The 22136-nt window shown below is 65.3% G+C and carries 24 protein-coding genes; 14 read left to right on the forward strand and 10 right to left on the reverse strand.

All coding sequences use genetic code 11. The annotated features are described in order from the left end of the window. The first annotated feature begins 125 nt into the window (after positions 1-125). On the forward strand, positions 126-1055 hold the full coding sequence (gene rarD / locus F3H96_RS26310) for an EamA family transporter RarD (RefSeq protein ID WP_149804587.1): 930 nt from the start codon (positions 126-128) through the stop codon (positions 1053-1055). Positions 1056-1070: 15 nt separating this feature from the next. After that, positions 1071-1757 (forward strand): glutathione S-transferase family protein, encoded by a 687-nt coding sequence (locus F3H96_RS26315; RefSeq protein WP_149804588.1) that lies wholly within the window; start codon positions 1071-1073, stop codon positions 1755-1757. A 2-nt stretch (positions 1758-1759) separates the two neighbouring features. Here F3H96_RS26315 and F3H96_RS26320 read toward each other — a convergent pair whose 3' ends face one another. Further along, positions 1760-2755 (reverse strand): transporter, encoded by a 996-nt coding sequence (locus F3H96_RS26320; protein ID WP_149804589.1) that lies wholly within the window; start codon positions 2753-2755, stop codon positions 1760-1762. 246 nt (positions 2756-3001) lie between these two features. Between F3H96_RS26320 and F3H96_RS26325 the strand changes: the two genes are divergently transcribed. From F3H96_RS26325 to F3H96_RS26340, 4 genes are all read left to right on the forward strand, one after another. Further along, complete coding sequence (locus tag F3H96_RS26325) at positions 3002-3208, forward strand: DUF680 domain-containing protein (protein ID WP_149804590.1); 207 nt, start codon at positions 3002-3004, stop codon at positions 3206-3208. Between the two features lie 237 nt (positions 3209-3445). Then, positions 3446-4417: an MBL fold metallo-hydrolase gene (locus F3H96_RS26330; protein ID WP_149804591.1), complete on the forward strand. Its 972-nt coding sequence runs from the start codon at positions 3446-3448 to the stop codon at positions 4415-4417. A 49-nt stretch (positions 4418-4466) separates the two neighbouring features. Next, positions 4467-4928, forward strand: coding sequence for a tetratricopeptide repeat protein (locus F3H96_RS26335; RefSeq protein WP_149804592.1), 462 nt, complete (start codon positions 4467-4469; stop codon positions 4926-4928). Between the two features lie 235 nt (positions 4929-5163). Beyond that, positions 5164-5646, forward strand: a complete 483-nt coding sequence (locus F3H96_RS26340; protein ID WP_149804593.1) for a DoxX family protein — start codon at positions 5164-5166, stop codon at positions 5644-5646. Positions 5647-5664: 18 nt separating this feature from the next. On the opposite strand, the gene F3H96_RS26345 is transcribed toward F3H96_RS26340, so the two are convergent. The 4 genes from F3H96_RS26345 to F3H96_RS26360 all read right to left on the reverse strand — a co-directional run bounded on the left by F3H96_RS26345 (position 5665) and on the right by F3H96_RS26360 (position 8065). Continuing rightward, complete coding sequence (locus F3H96_RS26345) at positions 5665-6447, reverse strand: glucose 1-dehydrogenase (RefSeq protein ID WP_149804594.1); 783 nt, start codon at positions 6445-6447, stop codon at positions 5665-5667. Continuing rightward, the gene (locus F3H96_RS26350) at positions 6434-6631 is read right to left on the reverse strand and encodes a hypothetical protein (RefSeq protein WP_149804595.1); all 198 of its coding nucleotides are present in this window, start codon (positions 6629-6631) and stop codon (positions 6434-6436) included. Before F3H96_RS26350 ends, F3H96_RS26345 begins: the two co-directional genes overlap by 14 nt. Positions 6632-6864: 233 nt before the next feature. Next, on the reverse strand, positions 6865-7635 hold the full coding sequence (locus F3H96_RS26355; protein ID WP_149804596.1) for a pyrroline-5-carboxylate reductase: 771 nt from the start codon (positions 7633-7635) through the stop codon (positions 6865-6867). Positions 7636-7774: 139 nt separating this feature from the next. After that, positions 7775-8065, reverse strand: a complete 291-nt coding sequence (locus F3H96_RS26360) for a muconolactone Delta-isomerase family protein (RefSeq protein WP_149804597.1) — start codon at positions 8063-8065, stop codon at positions 7775-7777. Positions 8066-8180: 115 nt separating this feature from the next. On the opposite strand from F3H96_RS26360, the gene F3H96_RS26365 reads away from it, so the two are divergent. Then, on the forward strand, positions 8181-9071 hold the full coding sequence (locus F3H96_RS26365) for a LysR family transcriptional regulator (protein WP_149804598.1): 891 nt from the start codon (positions 8181-8183) through the stop codon (positions 9069-9071). 46 nt (positions 9072-9117) lie between these two features. Here F3H96_RS26365 and F3H96_RS26370 read toward each other — a convergent pair whose 3' ends face one another. Then, positions 9118-9729, reverse strand: a complete 612-nt coding sequence (locus tag F3H96_RS26370) for a TIGR00730 family Rossman fold protein (protein WP_149804599.1) — start codon at positions 9727-9729, stop codon at positions 9118-9120. Between the two features lie 120 nt (positions 9730-9849). Here F3H96_RS26370 and F3H96_RS26375 point away from each other — a divergent pair, with 120 nt between their 5' ends. The 4 genes from F3H96_RS26375 (at position 9850) to F3H96_RS26390 (ending at position 14211) form a co-directional block, all read left to right on the forward strand. Beyond that, positions 9850-11226: a LysM peptidoglycan-binding domain-containing protein gene (locus F3H96_RS26375; protein WP_149804600.1), complete on the forward strand. Its 1377-nt coding sequence runs from the start codon at positions 9850-9852 to the stop codon at positions 11224-11226. Positions 11227-11325: 99 nt separating this feature from the next. Further along, positions 11326-11643, forward strand: coding sequence for a metalloregulator ArsR/SmtB family transcription factor (locus F3H96_RS26380; protein WP_149804601.1), 318 nt, complete (start codon positions 11326-11328; stop codon positions 11641-11643). Positions 11644-11668: 25 nt separating this feature from the next. Continuing rightward, the gene (locus F3H96_RS26385; protein WP_149804602.1) at positions 11669-13552 is read left to right on the forward strand and encodes an ABC transporter ATP-binding protein/permease; all 1884 of its coding nucleotides are present in this window, start codon (positions 11669-11671) and stop codon (positions 13550-13552) included. Between the two features lie 317 nt (positions 13553-13869). Beyond that, a complete protein-coding gene (locus F3H96_RS26390; protein WP_149804603.1) occupies positions 13870-14211 on the forward strand; it encodes an antibiotic biosynthesis monooxygenase in 342 nt (113 codons plus the stop codon). On the opposite strand, the gene F3H96_RS26395 is transcribed toward F3H96_RS26390, so the two are convergent. Next, positions 14187-15077 (reverse strand): SMP-30/gluconolactonase/LRE family protein, encoded by an 891-nt coding sequence (locus F3H96_RS26395; RefSeq protein WP_149804604.1) that lies wholly within the window; start codon positions 15075-15077, stop codon positions 14187-14189. The genes F3H96_RS26390 and F3H96_RS26395 overlap by 25 nt on opposite strands. 177 nt (positions 15078-15254) lie before the next feature. Here F3H96_RS26395 and F3H96_RS26400 point away from each other — a divergent pair, with 177 nt between their 5' ends. Continuing rightward, positions 15255-15953: a phosphatidylserine decarboxylase gene (locus F3H96_RS26400; protein WP_149804605.1), complete on the forward strand. Its 699-nt coding sequence runs from the start codon at positions 15255-15257 to the stop codon at positions 15951-15953. A 75-nt stretch (positions 15954-16028) separates the two neighbouring features. Further along, positions 16029-16772 carry a CDP-diacylglycerol--serine O-phosphatidyltransferase gene (gene pssA, locus F3H96_RS26405; RefSeq protein WP_244620162.1) on the forward strand — a complete coding sequence of 248 codons (744 nt, stop codon included), beginning with the start codon at positions 16029-16031 and terminating at the stop codon, positions 16770-16772. Positions 16773-16907: 135 nt separating this feature from the next. Here pssA and F3H96_RS26410 read toward each other — a convergent pair whose 3' ends face one another. After that, positions 16908-19130 (reverse strand): AMP-binding protein, encoded by a 2223-nt coding sequence (locus tag F3H96_RS26410; protein ID WP_149804607.1) that lies wholly within the window; start codon positions 19128-19130, stop codon positions 16908-16910. Positions 19131-19430: 300 nt separating this feature from the next. Beyond that, positions 19431-19838 carry a 4-oxalocrotonate tautomerase family protein gene (locus F3H96_RS26415; protein WP_149804608.1) on the reverse strand — a complete coding sequence of 136 codons (408 nt, stop codon included), beginning with the start codon at positions 19836-19838 and terminating at the stop codon, positions 19431-19433. Positions 19839-19950: 112 nt separating this feature from the next. Between F3H96_RS26415 and F3H96_RS26420 the strand changes: the two genes are divergently transcribed. Further along, positions 19951-20805 carry a LysR substrate-binding domain-containing protein gene (locus F3H96_RS26420; protein ID WP_149804609.1) on the forward strand — a complete coding sequence of 285 codons (855 nt, stop codon included), beginning with the start codon at positions 19951-19953 and terminating at the stop codon, positions 20803-20805. Positions 20806-20973: 168 nt separating this feature from the next. Here the strand turns inward: F3H96_RS26420 and F3H96_RS26425 are convergent, their stop codons facing one another. Then, a complete protein-coding gene (locus F3H96_RS26425) occupies positions 20974-21858 on the reverse strand; it encodes a DMT family transporter (RefSeq protein ID WP_149804638.1) in 885 nt (294 codons plus the stop codon). Between the last annotated feature and the right edge of the window lie 278 nt (positions 21859-22136).

Genomic DNA, 22136 nt, shown 5'->3' on the forward strand with positions numbered 1-22136 from the left:
TGTCCTCGCCCCGCGGAGCGGGGAGAGGGGCCTGCGAAAGCCGCTTGAACCATCACAAAAAGTCCATTGATCCATCATAATTTTGTGATGGTCTTGAACAGCCCGCTGGGCCATAGCGTTGGGCCATGGTGACCGCAACAGCCGATCTCGATCAAGACGCCAAGGCCCGCCGCGGCTTTCTTTTGGCGCTTGGCGCTTATTTCCTCTGGGGGCTGCTGCCCTTCTACATGAAGGCGGTGGCGCATCTGCCGCTTGCGGAGGTGATCGCCAACCGGGTCGTCTGGTCGGTGCCGATCGCAGCGGCGGTGCTGATCTGGGCCGGCCGCACCGCCGACTTCAAGGCGGCGATCCGCTCGCCGAAGAGCCTTGCGATGGCGGCGCTGACGGCAGTGCTGATCTCAATCAACTGGGGCATCTATGTCTGGGCAATCGCGGTCGACCGCACCGTTGAGACAGCGCTCGGCTATTACATCAACCCGCTAGTCAGCGTCGTCGTCGGAGCGGTGCTGCTCGGCGAGCGGCTCGACCGGCTGCAGATCGCAGCCGTTGCGCTGGCCGCGATCGCGGTGACGGTGCTCACCATCGAGGGTGGCAAGCTGCCCTGGGTGTCGCTGGCACTTGCCTTTTCCTTCGCCGCCTACGGCTTCTTCCGCAAGACACTGCCGATCGGCCCGAGCCAGGGTTTCCTGCTCGAAGTGCTGCTGCTCTCCGTGCCGGCGCTCGGCTACATCGCCTACCTGATCGCCACTGGCCAGGATCATTTCATTTCCAGCGCCGGTGCCGACACCGCGCTGCTGATCGGCTGCGGTCCGATCACCGCGGTGCCGCTGCTGCTCTTTGCCTTCGGCGCCAGGCTGCTGCGCCTGTCCACCATCGGCATCATGCAATACATCGCGCCGACCATGGTGTTCCTGATCGCCGTGCTGATCTTCGATGAGCCGTTCGGCACGACCCAGGCCATCGCCTTCGCGCTGATCTGGGCGGCGCTGGCGATGTACAGCTGGTCGATGTTCAGGGGCCGCGAGGTTCGCCAACCGGCCTCCGCGACACGATAGACAAGAGGGCGCCCGATGTACGTTCTGCATATCGCCAACAAGAACTATTCGTCCTGGTCGCTGCGGCCTTGGCTGCTGATGCGTGTCCTCGATATTCCCTTCGAGGAGCGGCTGACGCCGTTCCCGACCGGACCGAGCTTCAGCCTCTTTCGGTCGTTCTCGCCCAATGGCCGCGTGCCGTGCCTGGTCGATGACGGCTGGGCGGTCTGGGATTCGCTGTCGATCGTCGAATATCTTGCCGAACGCCATCAAGGCGTCTGGCCGGCGGACGCCAAGGCGCGCGCCTGGGCGCGTTCGGCCGCCGCCGAGATGCATTCCAGCTTCACCGCCCTGCGCAATGACTGCCCGATGAGCTGCGGCGTGCGCGTTGAGCTGGCACCGATGTCCGATGCGCTGAAGCACGACATCTTCCGCATGGGAGACTTGTGGAACGATGGCCTTGCGCGCTTTGGCGGGCCGTTCCTGACCGGCGCCCGCTTCAGCGCGATCGACGCCTTCTTCGCCCCCGTTGCGTTCAGGGCGCAGTCCTATGGCCTGGCTTTCGAGGGTGCGGCCGCTGCCTATCCGAAGCGGCTGCTCGACCTGCCGGCCATGCGCGAATGGTACGCGGCCGGGCTTGCCGAGACGTGGCGTGAGCCGGGCCACGAGGCGGAAGTCAGTGCGGTCGGCACCATCGTCGAGGATTTGCGAGCAAGAGCGTAGCGCTACACCCGCCCGAGCCGCCGCACGAACATATAGACGATGCCGGCGATGACGACCGAAATCGCCGTCACCACCCAAAAACCCATCGGCGTGTCGACCAGCGGCAGCCCGCCGACATTCATGCCGAACAGGCCCGAGATGATGGTCATCGGCAGCAGCACCGCCGTCATGACGGAGAGGACGTAGAGCAGCTGGTTCGACCGCTCGGTCAGCTTGGCCATCAGCTCGTCCTGCAACAGGCGCGTGCGCGCCTGCAATTGCTCGCCGTCGTGATGCAGCGTGTGCGCCCGGTGCGAAAGCCGTGCGGCCATCTCGTTGATCGGGTCCGGCAGCTCGTCGCGATGCGAGTGGTCGAGATGGCGGAAGAGGTTGGTGAGCGTCGCCATCTGCCGGTGGATGATCACCAACTGCCGGCGTGCGTCGACCAGCGCCTGCCGCTCGCTATGCCATGCGTCTACGACGATGCGGTCCTCGATGCCGTCGAGCGTGTCGCCCATCTTGTCGAGCTCGACCGCCATGCCGTCGAGCGATTGGCCCATCACCGCCTCGATCAGCTCGGCCGGCGTGCGGAATTTGCGCGCGCCGCTCTCCACCTGCTTGCGGATCTTGTCGACCGATTCCAGCGGCTGCTTGCGGGCGCCGACCAGCATCTTGTCGTTGAAGGCGAAGCGGAAATGGGTGAGCCCGCGCGCCTCCGCGAAATCGTGCCTGAGGTCGGGCAGGTCGCCATAGAGGAAGTCGTCCTCGAAATCTATCTGGCAGCCGTGGCTGGGCGACAGGAAGGCGTCGCGCACCGACGCCGGCAGGGCCTGCTCGGCGCCGATCTCCTGGCGTGCGCGCAGGTCGGTGATTTGGTAGCTTCGCCAGGTCCAGTGCGCCTCGGCAGGATCCTTGGTGCGGGAACCATCGGCCTTGAAATGGTAGATGAAGAACAGCCCGTGCTCGTCCGGCAGGTAGGGCGAGAGGTCGGTCCCTTCGGCGGGGAGGGAGATGTTCATGGCGGCTTCGCCGGCTCTTGATGCAGTCGGGGTCGCGGGGGGCGGCCAGGCAGCGTTTCTAGCATGCGCGACCCGTTTGCGTGCGACACTTCGATGACGGCCGGCGCCCGGGCGGTCCATATCCTGATTTCGTGAATCCCAAAATTCTTCCGCGCTCCGGGAATAAAGCCCGGGCCGTCCGGGTCTTGCTGTGTAGCGAGGCCATCCTCCAAGGCACGCAGCAACCAACCCGGAAGGAACACCCACATGAACATGATCGTCTTCGCCGCGGCCGCCATCCTCGTCGCCACCGGCGGCGCCTTCGCCGGCAGCGACCACTTCACCGCGACGAATGCCGGCCAGCAGGCCGCCGCCGCCACCACCGCTTCGATCGCCAAGCCCGAAACGGCCCGCCGCGACGCGGCGGCCAAGTCTGCTGCGGAAGAGCCCGGCCAGGGCATCTGGGGTCGCTGACCATGGGTCAGAACCGCAGGTCCTGATCCCGGTGGGACTCAAGGTCCTCCCCAGGAGTCAGGACAGAGGTCCTGATCCCAATGAGGGCCGGCTCCGGTTTCCGCAGCCGTCGGAGGCCCTCCGCCATATCCGCGCATGTCACCCTGCGCAGCGGTTTCGGGGCAACGACATGCGGCAAACCAATGAACTGCCGCCTGAAACCTGCAGCAACCCGCAAGCCATTAGAGGAGATTTCTGATGTTCAATATGACGCGTCGCATGGTGCTCGGATCCGCCGCCGCGGCGGCCGCCTTCGGCATTGCCGGCAAGCTCGAATTCGCGCCGGCCGCTCACGCCGAGACCCCGGTCGAGCCGCTGGTCGGCTTCTACAAATACAAGGTCGGCTCGCTCGAGGTCACCGCCGTCTATGACGGCATCTGGCGCAAGCCGCACGATCCGGCCTTCATCAAGGACGTGTCGGTCGACGACACCAAGGCAGCGCTCGCCAAGGCGGGGCTGACCACCGAATTCATGCCGATCCCGCTCACCGTCGTCGTTCTCAAGATGAACGGCCGTACCATCATGATGGATGCCGGCTCGGGCGTCGGCCAGTGGCAGGCCAACGCCACGCATCTGCCGGCCAACATGAAGGCCGCCGGCATCGACTACAAGTCGATCGACGCCATCATGATCTCGCACTTCCACCCGGACCACGTCTGGGGCCTGATAGAGAAGGGCACCAACGACCCGGTGTTCCCCAATGCCGAGCTGATCGTCAACGCCACCGAATACAATTGGTGGACCGATCCGAGCCGGCTCGCCAAGCTGCCCGAGGGCCGCAAGCCGGCGGGCAAGCGCATCGCCGAAAACTTCCCGAAATGGAAGAACTGGAAGCTGGTCGATGACGGCACCGAAGCTGTGCCCGGCATCCGCCTCATGGCGGCGCCCGGCCACACGCCCGGCCATTCCGTCTACCATGTCGACGCCGGCTCCGAGCAGTTCCTCGTCTCGGCCGACACCATGTACGTGCCGGCGCTGCTTGCTCCGCATCCCGAATGGCAGGGCAGCTACGACCAGGACGGACCGATGGCGATCACGACGCGCCACAAGATCATCGACCAGGTGATTGCCGACAATGTCCGCATCTGCGGCTCGCACTTCCCGTTCCCGGGCACAGGCAGCTTCGTCAAGGACGGCAACGCCTACGCCTTCACCCCAACCGAGATCTGACCGGAAAATCCGATCTGAATCAGATCCTGACGAGAAAGCGACAACTCCAATGAAACACGCACTTTTCGCGGTGCTCGGCGCCATTGCGGTCTTGACCGCGGCCCCGATCGCCATTGCCGTTCCGGCCTATGCCGTGGACGACATCGAGGGCGCCGACGCGCCCGACCTGACCGCCGTCAAGGCCAAGATCGAAGCCAAGGACTACAAGGGCGCGCTGGCCGACCTGCGCGACCTCGCGCAGGACACTCAGCAGGCCGATGTCTACAATCTGCTCGGCTTCACGCTGCGCAAGACCGGCGACTACCAGACCTCGCTGACCTACTACACCAAGGCGCTGGAGCTTAAGCCCGACCATAAGGCGGCGCATGAATATCTGGGCGAGCTCTATGTCGAGACCGGCGACATGGCCAAGGCCAATGACCAGCTCGCCTCGCTGCAAAAGCTTTGCCCGGCGGGCTGCGAGGAGCTTTCCGACCTCAAGCAGGCGATTGACACCAAGGTGACGAAGTAGGCGGCCCGTTTCCTCGCCCCCACAAAGTGGGGGAGAGGTGGACGCGAAGCGGCCGGAGAGGGGGACCTGGCGCCGACCTTGCCCCCATGAGCACTGAATTTTTGGGCGCCACGGCGGCAGCGCCCGAAAACCGGAGCCGGCGTTCCTCTCCCTCGCGCCGGCTCCGACCTATTCAACCTCAACGCGCGTCCATCGGGGCGCGACGCTGCCTGTTTCCAGCAAATGGAGCGGACCCATGACACCGACCGAACTCGCCGGGAAGCTGCGCGCCAGGGACGTGGCCTTGCTTGCCGGCCGGCTGCTTTTGTCCCTGATCTTCGTGCATGAGGGGCTGGAGCTGGCGACCCATTTCGAGGGCGCCCAGAAGGCGATGGCAGCACTCGGCGTCGGCACGCCGCTGCTTGTCGCCACCATTGCACTGCAGCTTGGCGCCGGCCTGTCGGTGGCGCTCGGCATACTGGCGCGGCTGGGCGCGATCGGGCTCGGCTTGTTCTGCCTGATGACGGCCGGCCTCTTCCACACCAATTTTGCCAGCCAGAACGAACTGCTGCATTTCGAGAAGGACCTCGCCATCGCCGGCGGCATGTTCATCCTGGCGCTGAGCGGGGCGGGCAGGCTGGCGGTGGATCGGGTGTTGGCCGGATTCGCCAGGGGTCCCAAGATTGATCCGCCCGTCGAGCAGCATCTGTCGGTGGGGGAGGCGAACCTGCCCCTTTGACGGGCGTCGCCACTCCTCTCACAATACACTCGTGATCCCGCCATCCACGAGCAGCGTCTGCCCCGTCACGAAGCTCGCGGCGTCCGACGCCAGGAACACCGCGGCGCCCGCAAGTTCCTCCACGTCGCCCCAACGCCGCATCGGCGTGCGGCCGGTGAGCCAGGTCGAGAATGTCTCGTCGGCGACCAGGGCGGCGTTGAGCTCGGTCTTGAAATAACCCGGCGCGATGGCGTTGACACGCACGCCGTACTGGCCCCATTCGCCGGCCATCGACTTGGTCAGCATGGTGATGGCGCCCTTGCTCGCCGCGTAAGGCGCGATCGAGGGGCGGGCGAGCGCGCTCTGCACCGAGGAGACGTTGATGATGACGCCCTTGCGGCGCGCGATCATGCCCTTCACGGCAGCGCGGCTCACCTTGAACACGCCGTCGAGATTGGTCGCCATCAGCGCGTCCCAGTCGGCGTCGCTGAACGTTTCCAGCGGCGCGCGGCGCTGGATGCCGGCATTGTTGACCAGGATGTCGATGGGCCCGATGCCGGCTTCCGCAGCCGCGATTGCCTGCTCGACCGACTGCGTATCGGTCACGTCGATCACCGATTCCGCGATGGTGTGGCCCTCGGCGCGCAAGCGATCGCCGGCCGCCTTCAACTCCTGCGCCTTGCGGCCGCCGATGGTGACGCGTGCGCCGGCGCCGGCCAGCGCTTCGGCGAAGGCGAGGCCCAGGCCGCGGCTGGCGCCGGTGATGAAGGCATGCCTGCCTTCGAGGCCGAACAGGCGGCCGAGATAATCAGTCGAATGCAATTTGCACCTTCATCGATTTGTCGCTCGCCGGCTCGAAGACTTTTCGAGCCGCGGCGATCGGCGGCCTGTCGCCGGGCAGCGGGGCAACATCGATCCGTGCCGGCCGATCAGGTCGACGGCCAGGGGTGAATTGCGTGTCGAAGCGGAAGCTGCCCTTCAATTGGATTTCCTTGCTGACGATCATCGAGGCCGAAAGCCCGCCGTCGCGCCTTGTCGGAAATTTTCTCGCCCACAGCTAGCAGGAAAGTCGTGGCCATGCACGACATGCTGAGCGAAGTGCCCGCCCGCGTGCGCACGGCTGTCGAACGACGGGCTCGGTCCTTGAGCGCGCGCCGTTGGCGATCTGGATTGGTCTCCTAAGGCCTTGTGGCCATTTTGTCTAAAGACGATGTTCCTGCGATTGGCGCCGGCTTGCGATCACTCGCCCGCGATGCGCTTGTGCACGCGCCCCAGGCTCTCGGCAAAGGCATCGAACGTGCCGCGCTCGCTCAACTCGCGCAGCACCTGCTCGTTGATGCCGCCGCGCGTCGCATAGTCCTGCGAAAGATGCATGAAATCTTCGTCCGGCGCCGTGTCCGGCGCGTTGGCCAACGCCTTGTAGATGCTGGCGATGTAGGCGCGTGCCTTGTCGCTCGAAACACCTTGGCTCCGCACCCACGCGTGGATCGTGTCGAGATATTTGAAATAGCTGGCATAGGTGGCGGTGACGACGCTGAGCGCGTCGAACTCGTCCTGATCCTCGACCTCGATCACGCCGCCCAGCCTACCGAAGAAGGCCGTCACGATCGGGTCCGGCGGACAGATGATCGTCGCGCCCTGCAAGCGGGCGATCATCGGCATGGGCAGGGCTTTCGTCACCTGTGTCGCCGGCGCGACAAGCGCGGCGATCTCCCCGCGCGATATCGTGGCGATCAGGCTGACGACATGATGGTCCGGCCGGAACCGCAATTCCCGCAGCACTTCGCGCGCGATCTGCGGCCGCACCGCGAGCATGACGGTGTCGGATTGGTCGAGCACCGCCTGGTTGTCGGCGGCAATGCGCACATCCGGGAAGCGCGCGGCGAGGTCGGCCGCGATCGCCTCGTTGCGCGGCGAGATCACCACTGGCGTCGTCTCGCCCGGCAGCGATTTCAACCCGGTGACGATCGCCGAGCTCAACGCGCCCGTGCCGACAAAGCCAAGTTTCATAGATGCTCTCGTCCCTGTATTTCGGATCGGCGCGACAATAACGACGGTTCCGTTACCGGCAAGGGGAACGATTGGCGCGATCACGGCTCCGAGGTGGTGAGGCTGCAGCACAAGGCGACAGCCTCTCCCTGATGCCCAGTTAGCGCTTCGGTCCGAACCCCGGATAAGGGTTGAGCGGCACGATCGACGCGATGTCCATCATGCCGGCCTCGATCAGCGGCAAGGTGGCGAGATGGCCGCGCACTTCGTTTTCGTCGGCCGCCTCGAACATCATGCCGCTGCCGGGGACGTCGCCGCGATTCCAGATCTGGCGCACCGCGCCTTGCGCATAAAGCGTCTTGCGCTGTTCGGACTCGGGTGGCAGCAGCGGCGCAAAATCGGCGTCGCTGAACTTCTGGGTGTTGCGGGTGAGTAGGGCAAAGAACTGCATGGCGATCTCCTTGTGGCCGGTTTCTGAGGGAGATATCGCGCCGCCTGACCAGACTGTCCAAGACTGATTAGGCTATAGTTGAGACCTTCAGAGTCTTGATCCGTGGAGGCGAAAGATGCTCGACCTGCGCCAGATAAGATATTTCATCGCCGTCGCCGAGGCCGGCAATGTCGGCCGCGCCGCCGAGCAATTGCACATTTCGCAATCGCCCTTGAGCCGGCAGATCATGCAGCTCGAGGAACAGCTCGGCGTCACATTGTTCGAGCGGGCGAAGCAGCGCGTCCATCTCAATGCCGAGGGCAGGGCTTTCCTTGCCGAAGCCCGCGCGTTGCTTGCCAATGCGGCGCGGCTGGAAGAGCTCGGCCGCAACCTCGCCAGCGGCGCCACAGGCAGTCTGGCCATCGGCTATGTTGAGGGCGCGGTGCATGCCGGGCTGGTCGCGACCATGCTGAAGGATTTCCGCCGCGCGCGGCCGGATTTCCATCTGCAGCTGCGCAGCCGTCGCACGGCGGCGCAGTTCGAGGATCTGAGGCAGCGCGTGCTCGACCTCGGTTTCGTCTATGCGCCGGCGCCGGAGGGCGATCCGGATCTTGAGAGCGAGCTGGTGCGGCGCGAGCCGCTGGTTCTGGCAATCCCCGAGGGCGATCCGCTGGTCGATGTAGCCGACATCGCGCCGGGCCAGCTCGACGGGCGCGTCTGGATCACCGTCGTGCGCCAGCCCGGCGACACCAACCGAGCGCAGTTCCTGGCGGCCTGCGCCGAATCCGGCTTCGTTCCTGATATCGTTTACGAGACGGCCGATCCCTTGACCTCGCTCGGCTTGGTCAGCGCCGGCCTCGGCCTGGCGACGGTGCAGGAAAGCCTGCGAAGCGCGGCACCCCCCGGCGTGATCTTCCGCGACCTGCCGTGGTTCAAGCGCAGCGTGTCGATCCATCTCGCCTGGCGGAAGAATGACCGGCGGGCAGTGATTGGGGATTTGAGGAGGGCAGCAGGCAGTAGGCAGTAGGCAGTAGGTGCTCTTTCCTATTTGCCTACTGCCCGATCCCTACTGCCTACATCTTGTCTATCACCGCCCGCACCCCCTCGGTCGGCGCGTCGACCGACGAGCCGGCCACCATGATGGCGGCGACGATTGCCGCGGGGTCGTTGACCACTAGCGGCTTCACCCGGTGCGCGGTGTGGATGAAGCCTTCCCCCGACATGTGCTCGAGGAGCGCCATCATCGGGTCCCAGAATCCCTTTACATTGGCAAAGACGATCGGCTTGCGATGATGGCCGAGCTGCGCCCAGGTCATGATCTCGACGATTTCCTCCACCGTGCCGATGCCGCCGGGCAGCGCCACAAAGGCGTCGGATTTTTCGAACATGCTGTGCTTGCGCTCGTGCATGTTGTCGGTGATCAAAAGCTCGTCGAGCTTGTCGAGGGCAGTCTCGGTCGCCTCCTTGTTGATCAGGAAGCGCGGGATGATGCCGGTGACCTTGCCGCCGGCCTTGAGCGCGCCGTCGGCGACAGCGCCCATGATACCCTTGGTGCCGCCGCCATAGATCAGGCGCAACCCGGATTTGGCAAGCGAGCGGCCGAGTATGTGGCCGGCCTTGATATAGGCCTCGTCGCGGCCCGGAGACGAGCCGCAATAGACGCAGACGGATCGAATCGTGTTCATGACGATGATTGGTGATGGGGACGGTTGGCCGGGTCAAGCCCGCGGACGGGCTTTTTCTTGTGAGCTTGGAGAAAACACGCTAGACCGAGCGTTAGGTGGCTAAGGGGGCAATACAGAGTTATGGCTATCAATCCTTCTAGGGCGTTTTTGTTCGCGACGGGCGGCATCGTCGTCGTTGCGGCGGTCGCCTATGGGTCGGGTGCGCTCGATCCTTATGTCGGTCAGAAACCGGCGCAGGTCGCGGCACTTCCGCAGACCGATGCGAAACCGGCCGAATCCTCGGGCACGACCACCGAGGGGCGCGTGCCCCAGGCTCCTGCTACGATGGCGCCGGCCAACACGATGGCACCCGCCGACGGCGCGACGGCACCGGCCGCCGCCGGTCCGACGCTGCCGACCTTCGATGTGGTGCGCGTCGAAGGCAACGGCTCGATCGTCGTCGCTGGCAGCGCCGCGCCCAACGCCAAGGTCGAGATCCTGAATGGCGCAACGGTGCTCGGCTCGACCGATTCCGGCCCTGACGGCGCCTTCGCCATCGTGCTCGACGATCCGCTGAAGCCGGGCGACTATACGATCACGCTGCGCCAGACGGTCGGCGGCGCTGCCGTCGCCTCGGCCCAGACCGCTGTCGTCTCCGTGCCGCAGAGCCCGACGGGCCAGGTCTTGGCGATGGTCGAGGAACCGGGCAAGGCCGCGCAACTGATCACCGTTCCTGAAGCCGGAACCAAGCCGGCCGCGCCAGCAGCCTCCAAGCAGGCGGCGGCTCCGGGAACGACCGCCACCGGCGACCAGGCGTCCGCGCCGGCGACCGGTGAACCAAAGATCGTTGTCGAAGCGGTCGAGATCGACGGCAGCAAGATCTTCGTCGCAGGCACGGCCGATCCCGGCCGCAAGGTGCGCGCCTATGCCGATGCCATCCTGCTCGGCGATGCGCAGACCTCGCGCGACGGTCATTTCCTGATCGAGGCGAAGCGCGACATTCCGGTCGGCAACTACACCATCCATGTCGATGGCCTCGACAATGACGGCGTCAAGGTCGTCGCCCGCGCCGCCGTGCCGTTCGAGCGCGAGCCCGGCGAATCGATCGCCGCCGTCGCGCCAGGTGAGACCAAGACGGGCGAGACCAAGCCGGCGACCGCCGATGCCGAGGCGCCCGCGGCTTCGGCCACTGCGGGGACCAAGCCCGCCGAGGCGCCCGCCAAGGTCGCCGAGGCAACACCGTCGACCGGCGTGTCGGAGACCGTCGCGCCGAAGCTCGAGCATGCCGACGGCACCGTCATCATCCGCCGCAACGACACCCTCTGGCGCATCTCGCGCCGCGTCTACGGCCACGGCACGCGCTTCTCGACCATCTACCTCGCCAACCAGGACCAGATCCGCGATCCCGACCGCATCTGGCCCGGCCAGGTCTTCAAGGTGCCCGGCAAGTCGAAGGAAGGCGAACCGGCCGACATGAAGGCCATCGGCGACCAGGTGACCACGCCGAAGACGGAGTAGGGGGTGATTGGCCGATCTCCCACCTTGTGGGGAGATTGCCCTTGCTACCCATCCGCCTAGCTTGCCCTGTCACCCTTCATCGTCTATCGCCGATGGACGATGACCGAATCCCTCGAAAGCCGCTGCGCCGACAGCCGCGCCATGGCGCTGCGCCTCGCCGCGCTCTCGCATCCGGCGCGCATCGAGATCCTGAAGCATCTTTCGGCCAGCCGTTGCTGCTCTTGCCGCGAGGTGGTCGACCATCTCGATCTCGCCCAGTCGACGGTTTCGCAACATCTGAAAATCCTGGTCGAGGCCGGGCTCGTCAGCTTCGAGGCCGATCGCCAGCGCTCGCGCTACGCGGTTGATCATGCCGCACTGGCGGGCGTCTCCGCCTCGCTCCGTGAACTCGTCAATTCCTGCTGCGCCAGCCGCTGACCCTCCCACCCAAAAGGCAAGAATAGTGGCCGACAAGACAGTCTCCGCCGAATCCGGCACCCTCACCACACTGCGCAACCTGTGGCCCTATATGTGGCCCGCCGACCGGGCCGACCTCAGGGCGCGCGTCACCTGGGCGACCCTGCTCCTGGTCGTCGCCAAGGTCACGCTGGTCGCCGGTCCCTATTTCTTCAAATGGGCGACCGATGCGCTGGCCCACGGCTCGAAGACGCCGCCGCCGCTGCCTGCCTTCATGCTCGCGCCGGTGATGCTGGTCATCGCCTATAATGTGCTCAGGCTGGTGCAGCTCGGCTTCAACCAGCTGCGCGATGCGCTATTTGCCCGCGTCGGCCAGTATGCGGTGCGCCAACTCGCCTTCCGCACCTTCGTGCATATGCACCAGCTGTCGCTGCGCTTCCATCTCGAGCGCCGCACCGGCGGGCTGTCGCGCATCATCGAACGCGGCACCAAGGGCATCGAGACGATCGTGCGCTTCGTCATGCTGAACACGGCGCCGACCATCCTCGAATTCGCCCTGACCGCCGGCATCTTCGCCTACACCTATGGTTGGAAATATGTGGCCGTGGTGGCGGTCACCGTGTGGATCTATGTCTGGTTCACGGTCAAGGCGAGCGACTGGCGCATCTCGATACGCCGCGACATGAACGACAGCGACACCGACGCCAACACCAAGGCGATCGACTCCCTGCTCAACTTCGAGACGGTCAAATATTTTACCAACGAGCGCATGGAGGCCGAGCGCTTCGACCGCTCGATGGCGCGCTACGAGATCGCGGCCACAAAGACCTGGACGTCGCTCGGCTGGCTGAACTTCGGCCAAGGCTTCATCTTCGGTCTCGGTACCGTCGTCGTCATGTGCATGTCGGCGCTGGAAGTGCAGGCTGGCACGCAGTCGGTCGGAGATTTCGTCTTCATCAACGCCATGCTGATGCAGCTCTCGGTGCCGCTCAACTTCATCGGCTTTATCTATCGCGAAATCCGGCAAGGGTTGACCGATATCGAGCACATGTTCGACCTGCTCGACGTGCCGCAGGAGATCGTCGACAAACCGGGCGCCAGGCCGCTGAAGGTCGGCTCCGGCAAGGTCGAGTTCCGCGACGTGCACTTCTCCTACGATCCGAACCGCAAGATCCTGAAGGGCGTCTCCTTCGAGGTGCCGGCCGGCAAGACGGTGGCAATCGTCGGCCCCTCCGGCGCCGGCAAATCGACGATCTCGAGGCTCTTGTTCCGCTTCTATGACGTGCAGTCCGGCCAGGTGCTGATCGACGGCCAGGACATCCGCGATGTGACGCAGGCGAGCCTGCGTGCCGTGCTCGGCATGGTGCCGCAGGACACGGTGCTCTTCAACGACACCATCGCCTACAACATCCGCTACGGCCGCGTCGGCGCCAGCGAGGAGGAGGTGCGCAAGGCGGCCGAGCTTGCCCAGATCGGACCGTTCATCGCCAAGCTGCCCGAAGGCTACCGCTCGATGGTCGGCGAGCGCGGCCTGAAGCTCTCAGGCGGCGAGAAGCAGCGCGTCGCGATAGCCCGCACCATCCTCAAGGCGCCGCCGATTCTGATGCTCGACGAGGCGACCTCGGCCCTGGACACCCAGACCGAACAGGAGATCCAGGCCGCGCTCGACCTGGTCAGCAAGGGCCGCACCACCATCGTGATCGCTCATCGGTTGTCGACGGTGATCTCGGCCGACGAGATCATAGTGTTGAAAGACGGCCAGATCGCCGAGCGCGGCACCCATGCCGCGCTGCTCGCCAGGCACGGCCTCTACGCCTCGATGTGGGACCGCCAGCGCGAGGCGACCGAAGCCGAGGAGCGGCTGCGCCTTGCCCGCGAGGGCGACGAGCTGGGAGTTATTGTGAGGAGAAGGACGTCGGAGGTGAGCTGAGACGATGGAGCGCTAATCTCCCCCCTTGTGGGGGAGATGCCCGGCAGGGCAGAGGGGGGCGCTGTTCCGCCGACCCTGTCGACGCTTTCCAGATCCACAAACATCTGCCGGCTCGCGGTTCGTCCTCGCTGAAATCAGAAAGGCCCCGTTCCTTCGCGCCCCCCTCTGTCCTGCCGGACATCTCCCCCACAAGGGGGGAGATCAGCAGCTTCGGCGCCGCGCCTCCTGACAGTCGAAAATTCCCCTTGACCTGAACCTACCTTGAGCTTGCAAACCGTCTCCGAGCCACCTGCCAGGCAAACGGAGATGGACAAAAAATGAACACCAATAACCACCGCACCGGCAGCGTGTTCCGGGTCGATAAGTTCGTCGTGCCGGCGCAAGCGCGCGAGGAAATCCTCGCCAAGGCCAGGATGACCCACGAACTGTTGCGCCGGCAGGAGGGCTTCGTGCAGGATTTCCTGCTCGAGCAATTCTCCGGCCCCGGTGAATTCAACCTCGTGACCATGGTCGAATGGGAAAGCCAGGCCGCGGTCGACAAGGTGGTGCCGATCGTCAAGGCGGCGCATGAGCGCATCGCCTTCAGCGCCCAGGAAACGATCCAGCGCCTCGGCGTCAAGGCCGACATCGCCAACTATCGGCGCGTGCCGGAATTGTAAGAAGGCCATCCGGCTCCCGGCGCGGATACGGCGATGCTCAGCACCTGACCGGTGCGGGCATCGCTCACCATGTTCTCGAAACCGCGCCATTCGGCGGCGAGGATGAACAGTGTCCTGCCGTCGGCTCCGCCCAGCATGCAGGCAAAGCAGCCTCGATCGGCCTCGACGCGGTCGATTTTGGCGCCGCCTTCGCGGACCCTGATACAGTGCCGGTTGGGCACGTCGGCATACCATACGCAGCCTTCGGCATCGATGCAGATGCCATCGGGATAGTCGTCGCCGAGATCCGCCCAGACGCGCCTGTTGGCTAGGCTCCCGTCTTCGCCGATATCGAATGCAGTCAGCCGCCTGGCGTGGGATTCGGCGACGATCAGCGTCCAGTTGTCCGGCGTCACCGCCATGCCGTTGGCGAAGGCAATGTTGTCGGCCACTTGCCGCACCGCGCCGTCCGGCGTGACCAGCACGATGGTGCCCGGTCCGAAATGGTCGCCCGGCGCCGCTGTCGGCCCGCCGCCATTGACGTAGATGTTGCCGCGCCCATCGACGACGATTTCGTTCCAGGGGTTTTTAGACAACCCCCGCAGATCGGCATGGGTGACCAGCGTTCCGTCCGCTTCCTGCCGCAGCAGAAGGCCTTCCCGGCCGGACACGACAAGCAATCGTCCATCTGGCAGCCAGTCGATCGAATAGGGCAGGACCGCCGGCACCGTGAGCATGACCTCGCCCTTGCCGTTTTCCACGGCGACAATCTCGCCTGTGCCCCAGTTGCAGAGCCAGAGCCGGCCGTCATGCCAGCGCGGCGACTCGCCAAAGGCGAGCCCTTCGGTGATGAGATTGGCTTTCCTGGCGCTGTTTGATGACGACATTGGCTGGCTCCTGGGCGCGTTGTCCAGCCTAGGACGGATGAGATGGCCAGGTTCCTACAGTAGGCGCTGAAAGTCATGACTATTAGCGACGACGCCCGCCACCCCCATTGTTGCGTTGCGGGGAGGGGACCTTTCCGCTATTGAGGCGCAACCTGAAACAGGGACCGCCCAAGCCCTATGACGCTTCTCGACTCGGTCAAGAATACGTTCGTCCCGATCCATCGCGAAGGCTATCCCTTCATCGCGGCTTTTGGCGCGGCGACGCTGTTTCTCGGCTATTTCTCCTCGGTCCTGTTCTGGATCGGGCTGATCCTGACCGCCTGGTGCATCTATTTCTATCGCGATCCCGAGCGCGTCACGCCGGTCGACGACCGGCTGGTGGTGAGCCCGGCCGACGGCGTGATTTCGGCGGTCGGTCCTGCTGTGCCGCCGGCCGAGCTCGGGCTCGGATCGGGCGAGATGACCCGCATTTCGGTGTTCATGAACGTGTTTTCCTGCCACATCAATCGCGCGCCGGTGCGCGGCCGGATCACGCGCATCGAGCATAAGCCGGGCAAATTCCTCAACGCCGAGCTCGACAAGGCAAGCGCCGAGAATGAGCGCAACGGGCTGGTCATCGACAGCCCCAATGGCACCATCGCCGCCGTCCAGATCGCCGGGTTGGTGGCGCGCCGCATCGTCTGCTGGGCCGAAACGGGCGGCTCGATCGCCATCGGCGAGCGCTTCGGGCTGATCCGCTTCGGCTCGCGCGTCGATGTCTTCCTGCCGACGAACGCCGTGCCGCGCGTCGCCGTCGGCCAGACGGCGGTGGGCGGCGAGACCGTGCTGGCCGAATTCGGCGGCGCCGCGGTCACCCCTTTGGTCAGGGTTTCCTGAACGGTGGGCGCGCCGTTCAAGAAATTCGAGGCCCATGCCAGCGGCGGCCCGCGCATCCGCGAGATCCCGATGCGCATGGTGCTGCCCAATCTGGTCACCGTGCTTGCCATCTGCGCCGGCCTTTCCGGCATCCGCTTCGCCTTCGAGAACCGCTTCGAGATTGCGGTGGTGATGGTGCTGCTTGCCGCCTTCCTCGACGGCATCGACGGGCGGCTCGCGCGCATGCTGAAGGCGACCTCGAAATTCGGCGCGCAGATGGATTCGCTGGCCGATATTGTCAATTTCGGCGTGGCGCCGGCCCTGGTGCTCTATGCCTTCCTGCTCGACCGCGCCGGCTCGCCGGGCTGGATCGCAGCACTTCTGTTCACCATCGCCTGCGGCATGCGGCTTGCCCGCTTCAACGTGCTGGCCGAAGACCACGATCAGCCGGCCTGGCAGACCGAATATTTCGTCGGCGTGCCGGCCCCGGCGGGAGCCGTGCTGGTCATGCTGCCGCTCTATCTCTACTTCCTGCGGCTTGGGCTGGAGCCCACCCGGCCGGCCGCCTTCGTCGCCACCGGCTTCACGGTATTGATCGCGTTTCTGCTGGTCAGCCGGCTGCCGGTCTATTCGGGCAAGAGCGTCAAGGTGCCGGGCGACAGGGTGCTGCCGGTCATCCTGGGCGTCGTGCTCTACATCCTGCTTCTGATGGCCTATCCCTGGTACACGCTGACCGCCTCGGTCGCCGGCTATCTGCTCTTCCTGCCGTTTTCGGTGCGCGCCTATTCGAAGCGTGCTATGCGCGAAGGCGAGAAGGTGCCGCCTTCGGATATTGGCTGAATCTGTTGGAGACGCGCGACTTCGAGTCGCCGAGTTCCTGCGCGCGCCGACGACCACCACGAACGAATTCTGATACCGCCAGAGGGGGGGCGCTGCCCCGCCAGCGCTCGGAATACTGTCTCTCCCACGTCCCAGCTACGCCGCCACGTCCAGTCCCAGCCGGTCGATCGCCAGCTTGCGCGCCGAGACATAATCCGTCTTGCCGGAGCCCAGCACCGGGATCTCGTCCACCTTGATGATGTCGTTGGGCACCATCAATTCGGCCGCGCCCGCCTTCTTGCCGAACTGGCGCAGCTCTTCCGGATTGGCGTCACCGGCGGTGGTGACCAGGACGATGCGCTCGCCGCGCCGTTTGTCGGGCACCGCCACCGCCGCGTGGCGTTCTTCCGGCCACAGCGACTGCACCAGCATCTCGACGGCGCCGAGCGAGACCATCTCGCCGGCGATCTTGGCGAAGCGTTTGGCTCGCCCGCGAATGGTGATGAAACCGTCGCGGTCGATCGAGACGATGTCGCCGGTGTCGTGCCAGCCTTCGAGCGGCTGCAGTTCTCCGGGGCGGTCGGCGGTCATGTAGCCCATCATCATGTTCGGCCCGTCGAGCCACAGCCGGCCGCCCTCGGCGATGCCCTCGACCGGCTCCAGCTTCATGCGGATGGCCGGCAGCAGCCGCCCGACCGTGCCGTCACGGCTGTGGATGGCGGTGTTGACCGCCACCACCGGCGCGGCCTCGGTCAGCCCGAAGCCTTCGACGATCGACGCCTGGAAGCGCTCGCGGTAGGTGCGCCGCGTCTCCGGCTTGACGGCTTCCGCGCCCGCCACGACGAAGCGCAGGCTGGAGAAGTCGCCGTCCTTTGCGGTACGGGCGTAGTTGGCGAGGAAGGTGTCGGTGCCGAACATCACGGTCGGCTTCACCTTGCGGGCGATCTCGGGGATGATCTTGTAGTGCAGCGGCGAAGGATAGAGGAACAGCTTTATCCCGAGCACCAGCGGCAGGATGGTGCCGCCGGTTAGGCCGAAGGAATGAAACACCGGCAGCACGTTGAGCAGGATGTCGGCCGGCGAGACGGAGACGCGCGCCTCCGCTTGCATGACGTTGGCAAGCAGGTTGCGGTCCGACAGGACAACTGCCTTCGGCGTGCCTTCCGAGCCGGAGGTGAACAGGATCACCGCCGGTTTGCCCGCCTGCTGCCGCTGCAGCGGGAAGCGCCACAGAAGCGCGGCGGCGACCTTGTCCAGGACGGTGACGCCGGCGCGCACATCCTCCAGCCACAGCATTTTCGCGCCACCCGCCTCGACCGCTGCGACGATGTCGTCGATGCCCGCCTTCTCGATGAACGCGCGGGAGGAAACGACCGTCCTGATGACGGCGGTGCGGATCGCCGCGGTCACGCTTGCCGGGCCGGCCGTGTAGTTGATCATTGCCGCCACGCGGGTCGCCGAGATCAGGCCGACGAAGGACAGCACCACGCCATTGGCGTTGGGCAAGAGCACGCCGACCGCTTCGCCGGGCGCCGTCACGGTTTCGAAATGGCGGCCGAGCACGCGCGCGCCGATGAACAGCTTGCGATAGCTGAGCGAGCCCGAAATCACATCCTCGATGATCGGCTGCGAAGGGCCGATGCGGTCGGCGGCGTCGCGCATGGCGAGGAACAGCCCACGATCGAGATTGGTGCCGTAGAGCCGCGCCTCGGCAAAGCGGTCGAACAGCGCGTTGGTGTTGGAGGCCATGTCGGGGTTGCGCGCCACCAGCTCGGCGATGGTCATCGGCTCCAGCACGCTCACGGACAGGCGCGGGAACCAGTGCCGGGGCGCCTTGTCGGCCGGCGTCATCGATAGCGGTAGGTCGCGCGTGCCGGCGACGAAGATCGGCACGATGCGCGCGTCGGCCTGCATGGCGATGCGGGTGATGGCGCGAAACAGCCGGAAGGATTTGACGTCTGGCTCGACGTTGTCGGGCAGATAGACCGCGAGCCGTCCCTTGCCCTTCAGCACGCGCACCAGCCGGCGGCTGACGAAGACGTGCTCGGCATTGAAGGCGATCGTACGGGCAAGCTCGCGCCACGGCTCCAGCCAGGGCGAGCGCGCCGAAGCCTCGTCCAGTATGTGCAGCGTGTCGTCGGGAAGCAGCGACAGCATCAGCGCCGGCTCGATGCGCGACTGGTGCGAGACCACATAGATCACCGGTGTCTTCGCGCTGCGGGCGATGCGGATGCGGTTGTCGGCGATGCGATAGGCGAGCTTGAACGGCACGTAGAGCAGCGCCTGGGTGAAACGCAGGTCGAGCCGGAACCTTTCGATCACCGCGATCAGCAGCCAGGCAAAGACAAGGCCCGCCAGCAGCGCCAAGGTCAGGATCATGCCGCTTCTCCCAGTCTCCTCCAGCGCGGCTCTTGAGCGACCGCTTCGGCGGTAGAGGGTAGCGGAATGGGGGGTAACGTCAATGTTGGGGGCGCGACGCCCTCTTCTCCCCCTGTGGGAGAAGGTGGATCGGCGCGATAGCGCCGAGACGGATGAGGAGTGTTGGAAGAAATGAGGCGCTGGAAAATCAAGCACTTTGAGGCGCTTAGCTTGCGATGCGGCACTCCGTCCAACACCCCCTCATCCGACCGAGCTTCGCTCGGCCACCTTCTCCCACAAGGGGAGAAGAGGAAGACGGCGCTACGCCGCCTTCAGCCTGCCGCTGATGAAACGGAACTCCTGGCTCTTGCCGCCAAAGCCATAGGCGGCGGCCGGCACCTCATGCACCAAGGCGTAGCTTTCCTCATGCACGCCGCCCAGCAGCCCGTCGAAAGCCTCGAAGATCGCCTTGAGATAGGCTTCGAGCTCGAGCTTGGTGTTGGTGCCGTCGACGACCTTGATGTCGAGCCAGAACGTGTTGGTTCCGTGTTCGGCCAACGACTTGCCGCCGGCGAACCAGTGCTGCGGATCGATGTAATTGACAGCGACCGCCGTAATGGTCGGATCCTTGCGCAGCAGCTTTGCGGTGGTCTCGGTGACCTCCTTGGCAATCGCTGCGGACAGTTTGGCGTCCGGCTTGCCGGTGGCGCTGACATTGATGATCGGCATCTTTCTCTCCTTCGTGGTGGGCGCCTTGCGCCTTCGATGGGAGGATCATGTCACTGTCTTTACATCAATAAAATCGAATTGTTTTTGATAAATGATTCGATATCATCGAAGTATGGAAGCGCTCGATCCCGATCTCCTGAAAACCTTCCTCGCCTTCGTCGACGCGGGCTCGCTCGCGAAGGCCGCATCCGCAGTCGGCCGCACACCGTCGGCGGTGACCGCGCAGATGCAGCGGCTGGAAGAGATCGTCGGCGAGCCGTTGTTGGTTCCACAGGGCAGGGGTCGCGGGCTGACGCCGGCGGGCGAGGATCTTGTCGGCCATGCGCGGCGCATCCTTGCCGTCCACACCGAGGCCTGGCTGGCGCTGAAAGGCGCGCGCGCCGGCGGCCGCATCGCCATCGGCACGACGCAGGATTTTGCCGATCAGGGCCTGCCGGACCTGCTCAGGGCCTTCGCCGCCAGCCACCCGCGCGTCAGGATCGAGCTGCGCGTCGGCCGCTCCCTGGAGCTTGGGTCGGCCTTGCAGGCAGGCCAGTTGGACCTTGCGATCACCATGCGCCATGCCCCATCGCCGGATGAAACGGCCCTCATCAGCGAGCCGATGCTGTGGCTCTGCTCGGAAAAAGGATTGGCAACGCGGCAGGAAGCGGTGCCGCTGGCGCTGCTCGACCCCTATTGCGGCTTCCGGGAGGCCGCGCTCAATGCGCTCGACGCCGCCGGCCGCCGCTATCGCATCGCCGCCGGCAGCGCCAGCCTTGCCGGGCTGCGGACCGCGGTCAACGCCGGCATCGCGCTGACGCCGCGCACCCGGCGTTTCGCCCATTCCGGCATCGTGGAGGCGTCTGCCGATCTCGACCTCCCGTCATTGCCGGTGACCGACTTTGCCATCCGGCTCGGCCGCGAGGCCAGCCGTCCGGCGCGGGATCTGGCGGAGCTTCTTGGCGGCGGCCTGGCCTTGCCGTCCTGAACGCAAACTGCAGCACGTCAGCCCAGCAATCGCCCAAAGAAAAAGCCGACCTTTTTGCGGGTCGGCTTCTAGTCGGACGGGTCGAGGGGTTTGGGGGGACTTGGGGGGTGACCCGTCGATGCGATAATGCCTCACGCCAATGATGGTTCCGTGACTTGCAAAATAATTTTACGAACGCGCCGATTTCGCTCTCAGCCAATCGCGTCCGGCATGGGCGAATACCGCGCAAAGCACGATGGCGCCACCGAGAACGCTGGCCATCGGCGGAACTTCGCCGAGGAACAGCATGGCAAACAGGATGGCGAACGGCACCTCGGCCGAGCCGAGCAGGCCGGCTTCGGCGGACGGTATCAGCCGCGAACCCTCCGTCCACAGGATCGAGGCAAGCGCGAAGGAGCAGCCGAAGGCGGCAAGCAGCAGCACGTCGCGGGTTGAGACGGCCAGCGGATCGGTGACGAACCAGCCGAGCACGAAAAGCAGGAAGGCAGAGACGGCGCCGGCCCAGACGACGGGTGAATCGCGAAAGGCGCGCACCATGATCATGTAGAGCGCGCTGCCGGCCGTCATCAAAAGCGCCAGTCCGTCGCCGAACAGATGCCCGCTGCCGAGACCGGCGCCCACCATGATGGCGACGCCGCAGAGCGACACCGCGGCGGCAACCATCGTCTGCAGCCGGATTTTCTCCCGCACCAAAAGGAAGGCGAGCAGTGCCGCGATGAAGGGCGAGGTCGCGTAGATGACCGCGACGTTGGCGACATAGGTGAATTTGAAGGCCGAGATGAAGGCGATGCTGGCGGCGGCGCCCTCGACCGCCAGCAGCCAGCCGCGCCAGCCGAGCCGCAGGCTCTCGCGCCCGCCCGAGCGGCGCCGGCGCCACAGCACGTAGAGCGTGATCAGGATCGAGCCGAAGAAACCGCGCCAGCAGGTGATGGTCAGCGGATCGGCATGGATCGACTTGGTCAGCACGCCGGTGAGCGCGAAAGCGACAGCCGAAGCCGAGACCAGCACGATGCCGAGCGTGCGTTCGGCGGCTATGCTGGCCGCGCCATGCATAAATGTGTCGGGCTTGTCGAGAGAGTCCGTCATTGTCGCCAGACTACGCTTTCTGTCCTGACACCCTTCTGTCAGCAGGGGATCATCATCCCACGGCCAACCGGCATGCCGCTGCGCCAGCTTCGGCCTTGCGTTGGGGCAGGGGCCGGCGAGCCTACTTTCGCCTGATGCTTACGCTTGCACGAACAAAGCCACTTGGCAGTGGTCGCTGAGGAGGCGGCCGCGCATGTGCGGCGCCTTGCAATGCTGGACGGTCACAGCCCAATCAGGTAGTTTTG

Source organism: Mesorhizobium sp. NFR06, assembly GCF_900115245.1.
Lineage (GTDB): Bacteria > Pseudomonadota > Alphaproteobacteria > Rhizobiales > Rhizobiaceae > Mesorhizobium.

Bases quoted from the DNA above. Each gene is read 5' to 3' on its own strand.
- F3H96_RS26340 (WP_149804593.1), top strand. From the start codon at position 5,164: ATGACACCGACCGAACTCGCCGGGAAGCTGCGCGCCAGGGACGTGGCC.
- F3H96_RS26370 (WP_149804599.1), bottom strand. From the start codon at position 9,729: ATGAACACGATTCGATCCGTCTGCGTCTATTGCGGCTCGTCTCCGGGC.
- rarD (WP_149804587.1), top strand. From the start codon at position 126: ATGGTGACCGCAACAGCCGATCTCGATCAAGACGCCAAGGCCCGCCGC.
- F3H96_RS26375 (WP_149804600.1), top strand. From the start codon at position 9,850: ATGGCTATCAATCCTTCTAGGGCGTTTTTGTTCGCGACGGGCGGCATC.
- F3H96_RS26355 (WP_149804596.1), bottom strand. From the start codon at position 7,635: ATGAAACTTGGCTTTGTCGGCACGGGCGCGTTGAGCTCGGCGATCGTC.
- F3H96_RS26335 (WP_149804592.1), top strand. From the start codon at position 4,467: ATGAAACACGCACTTTTCGCGGTGCTCGGCGCCATTGCGGTCTTGACC.
- F3H96_RS26395 (WP_149804604.1), bottom strand. From the start codon at position 15,077: ATGTCGTCATCAAACAGCGCCAGGAAAGCCAATCTCATCACCGAAGGG.
- F3H96_RS26360 (WP_149804597.1), bottom strand. From the start codon at position 8,065: ATGCAGTTCTTTGCCCTACTCACCCGCAACACCCAGAAGTTCAGCGAC.
- F3H96_RS26365 (WP_149804598.1), top strand. From the start codon at position 8,181: ATGCTCGACCTGCGCCAGATAAGATATTTCATCGCCGTCGCCGAGGCC.
- F3H96_RS26400 (WP_149804605.1), top strand. From the start codon at position 15,255: ATGACGCTTCTCGACTCGGTCAAGAATACGTTCGTCCCGATCCATCGC.
- F3H96_RS26425 (WP_149804638.1), bottom strand. From the start codon at position 21,858: ATGCATGGCGCGGCCAGCATAGCCGCCGAACGCACGCTCGGCATCGTG.
- F3H96_RS26350 (WP_149804595.1), bottom strand. From the start codon at position 6,631: ATGATCGTCAGCAAGGAAATCCAATTGAAGGGCAGCTTCCGCTTCGAC.
- F3H96_RS26390 (WP_149804603.1), top strand. From the start codon at position 13,870: ATGAACACCAATAACCACCGCACCGGCAGCGTGTTCCGGGTCGATAAG.
- F3H96_RS26415 (WP_149804608.1), bottom strand. From the start codon at position 19,838: ATGCCGATCATCAATGTCAGCGCCACCGGCAAGCCGGACGCCAAACTG.
- F3H96_RS26330 (WP_149804591.1), top strand. From the start codon at position 3,446: ATGTTCAATATGACGCGTCGCATGGTGCTCGGATCCGCCGCCGCGGCG.
- F3H96_RS26325 (WP_149804590.1), top strand. From the start codon at position 3,002: ATGAACATGATCGTCTTCGCCGCGGCCGCCATCCTCGTCGCCACCGGC.
- F3H96_RS26320 (WP_149804589.1), bottom strand. From the start codon at position 2,755: ATGAACATCTCCCTCCCCGCCGAAGGGACCGACCTCTCGCCCTACCTG.
- F3H96_RS26420 (WP_149804609.1), top strand. From the start codon at position 19,951: ATGGAAGCGCTCGATCCCGATCTCCTGAAAACCTTCCTCGCCTTCGTC.
- F3H96_RS26315 (WP_149804588.1), top strand. From the start codon at position 1,071: ATGTACGTTCTGCATATCGCCAACAAGAACTATTCGTCCTGGTCGCTG.
- F3H96_RS26410 (WP_149804607.1), bottom strand. From the start codon at position 19,130: ATGATCCTGACCTTGGCGCTGCTGGCGGGCCTTGTCTTTGCCTGGCTG.
- F3H96_RS26380 (WP_149804601.1), top strand. From the start codon at position 11,326: ATGACCGAATCCCTCGAAAGCCGCTGCGCCGACAGCCGCGCCATGGCG.
- pssA (WP_244620162.1), top strand. From the start codon at position 16,029: ATGGTGCTGCCCAATCTGGTCACCGTGCTTGCCATCTGCGCCGGCCTT.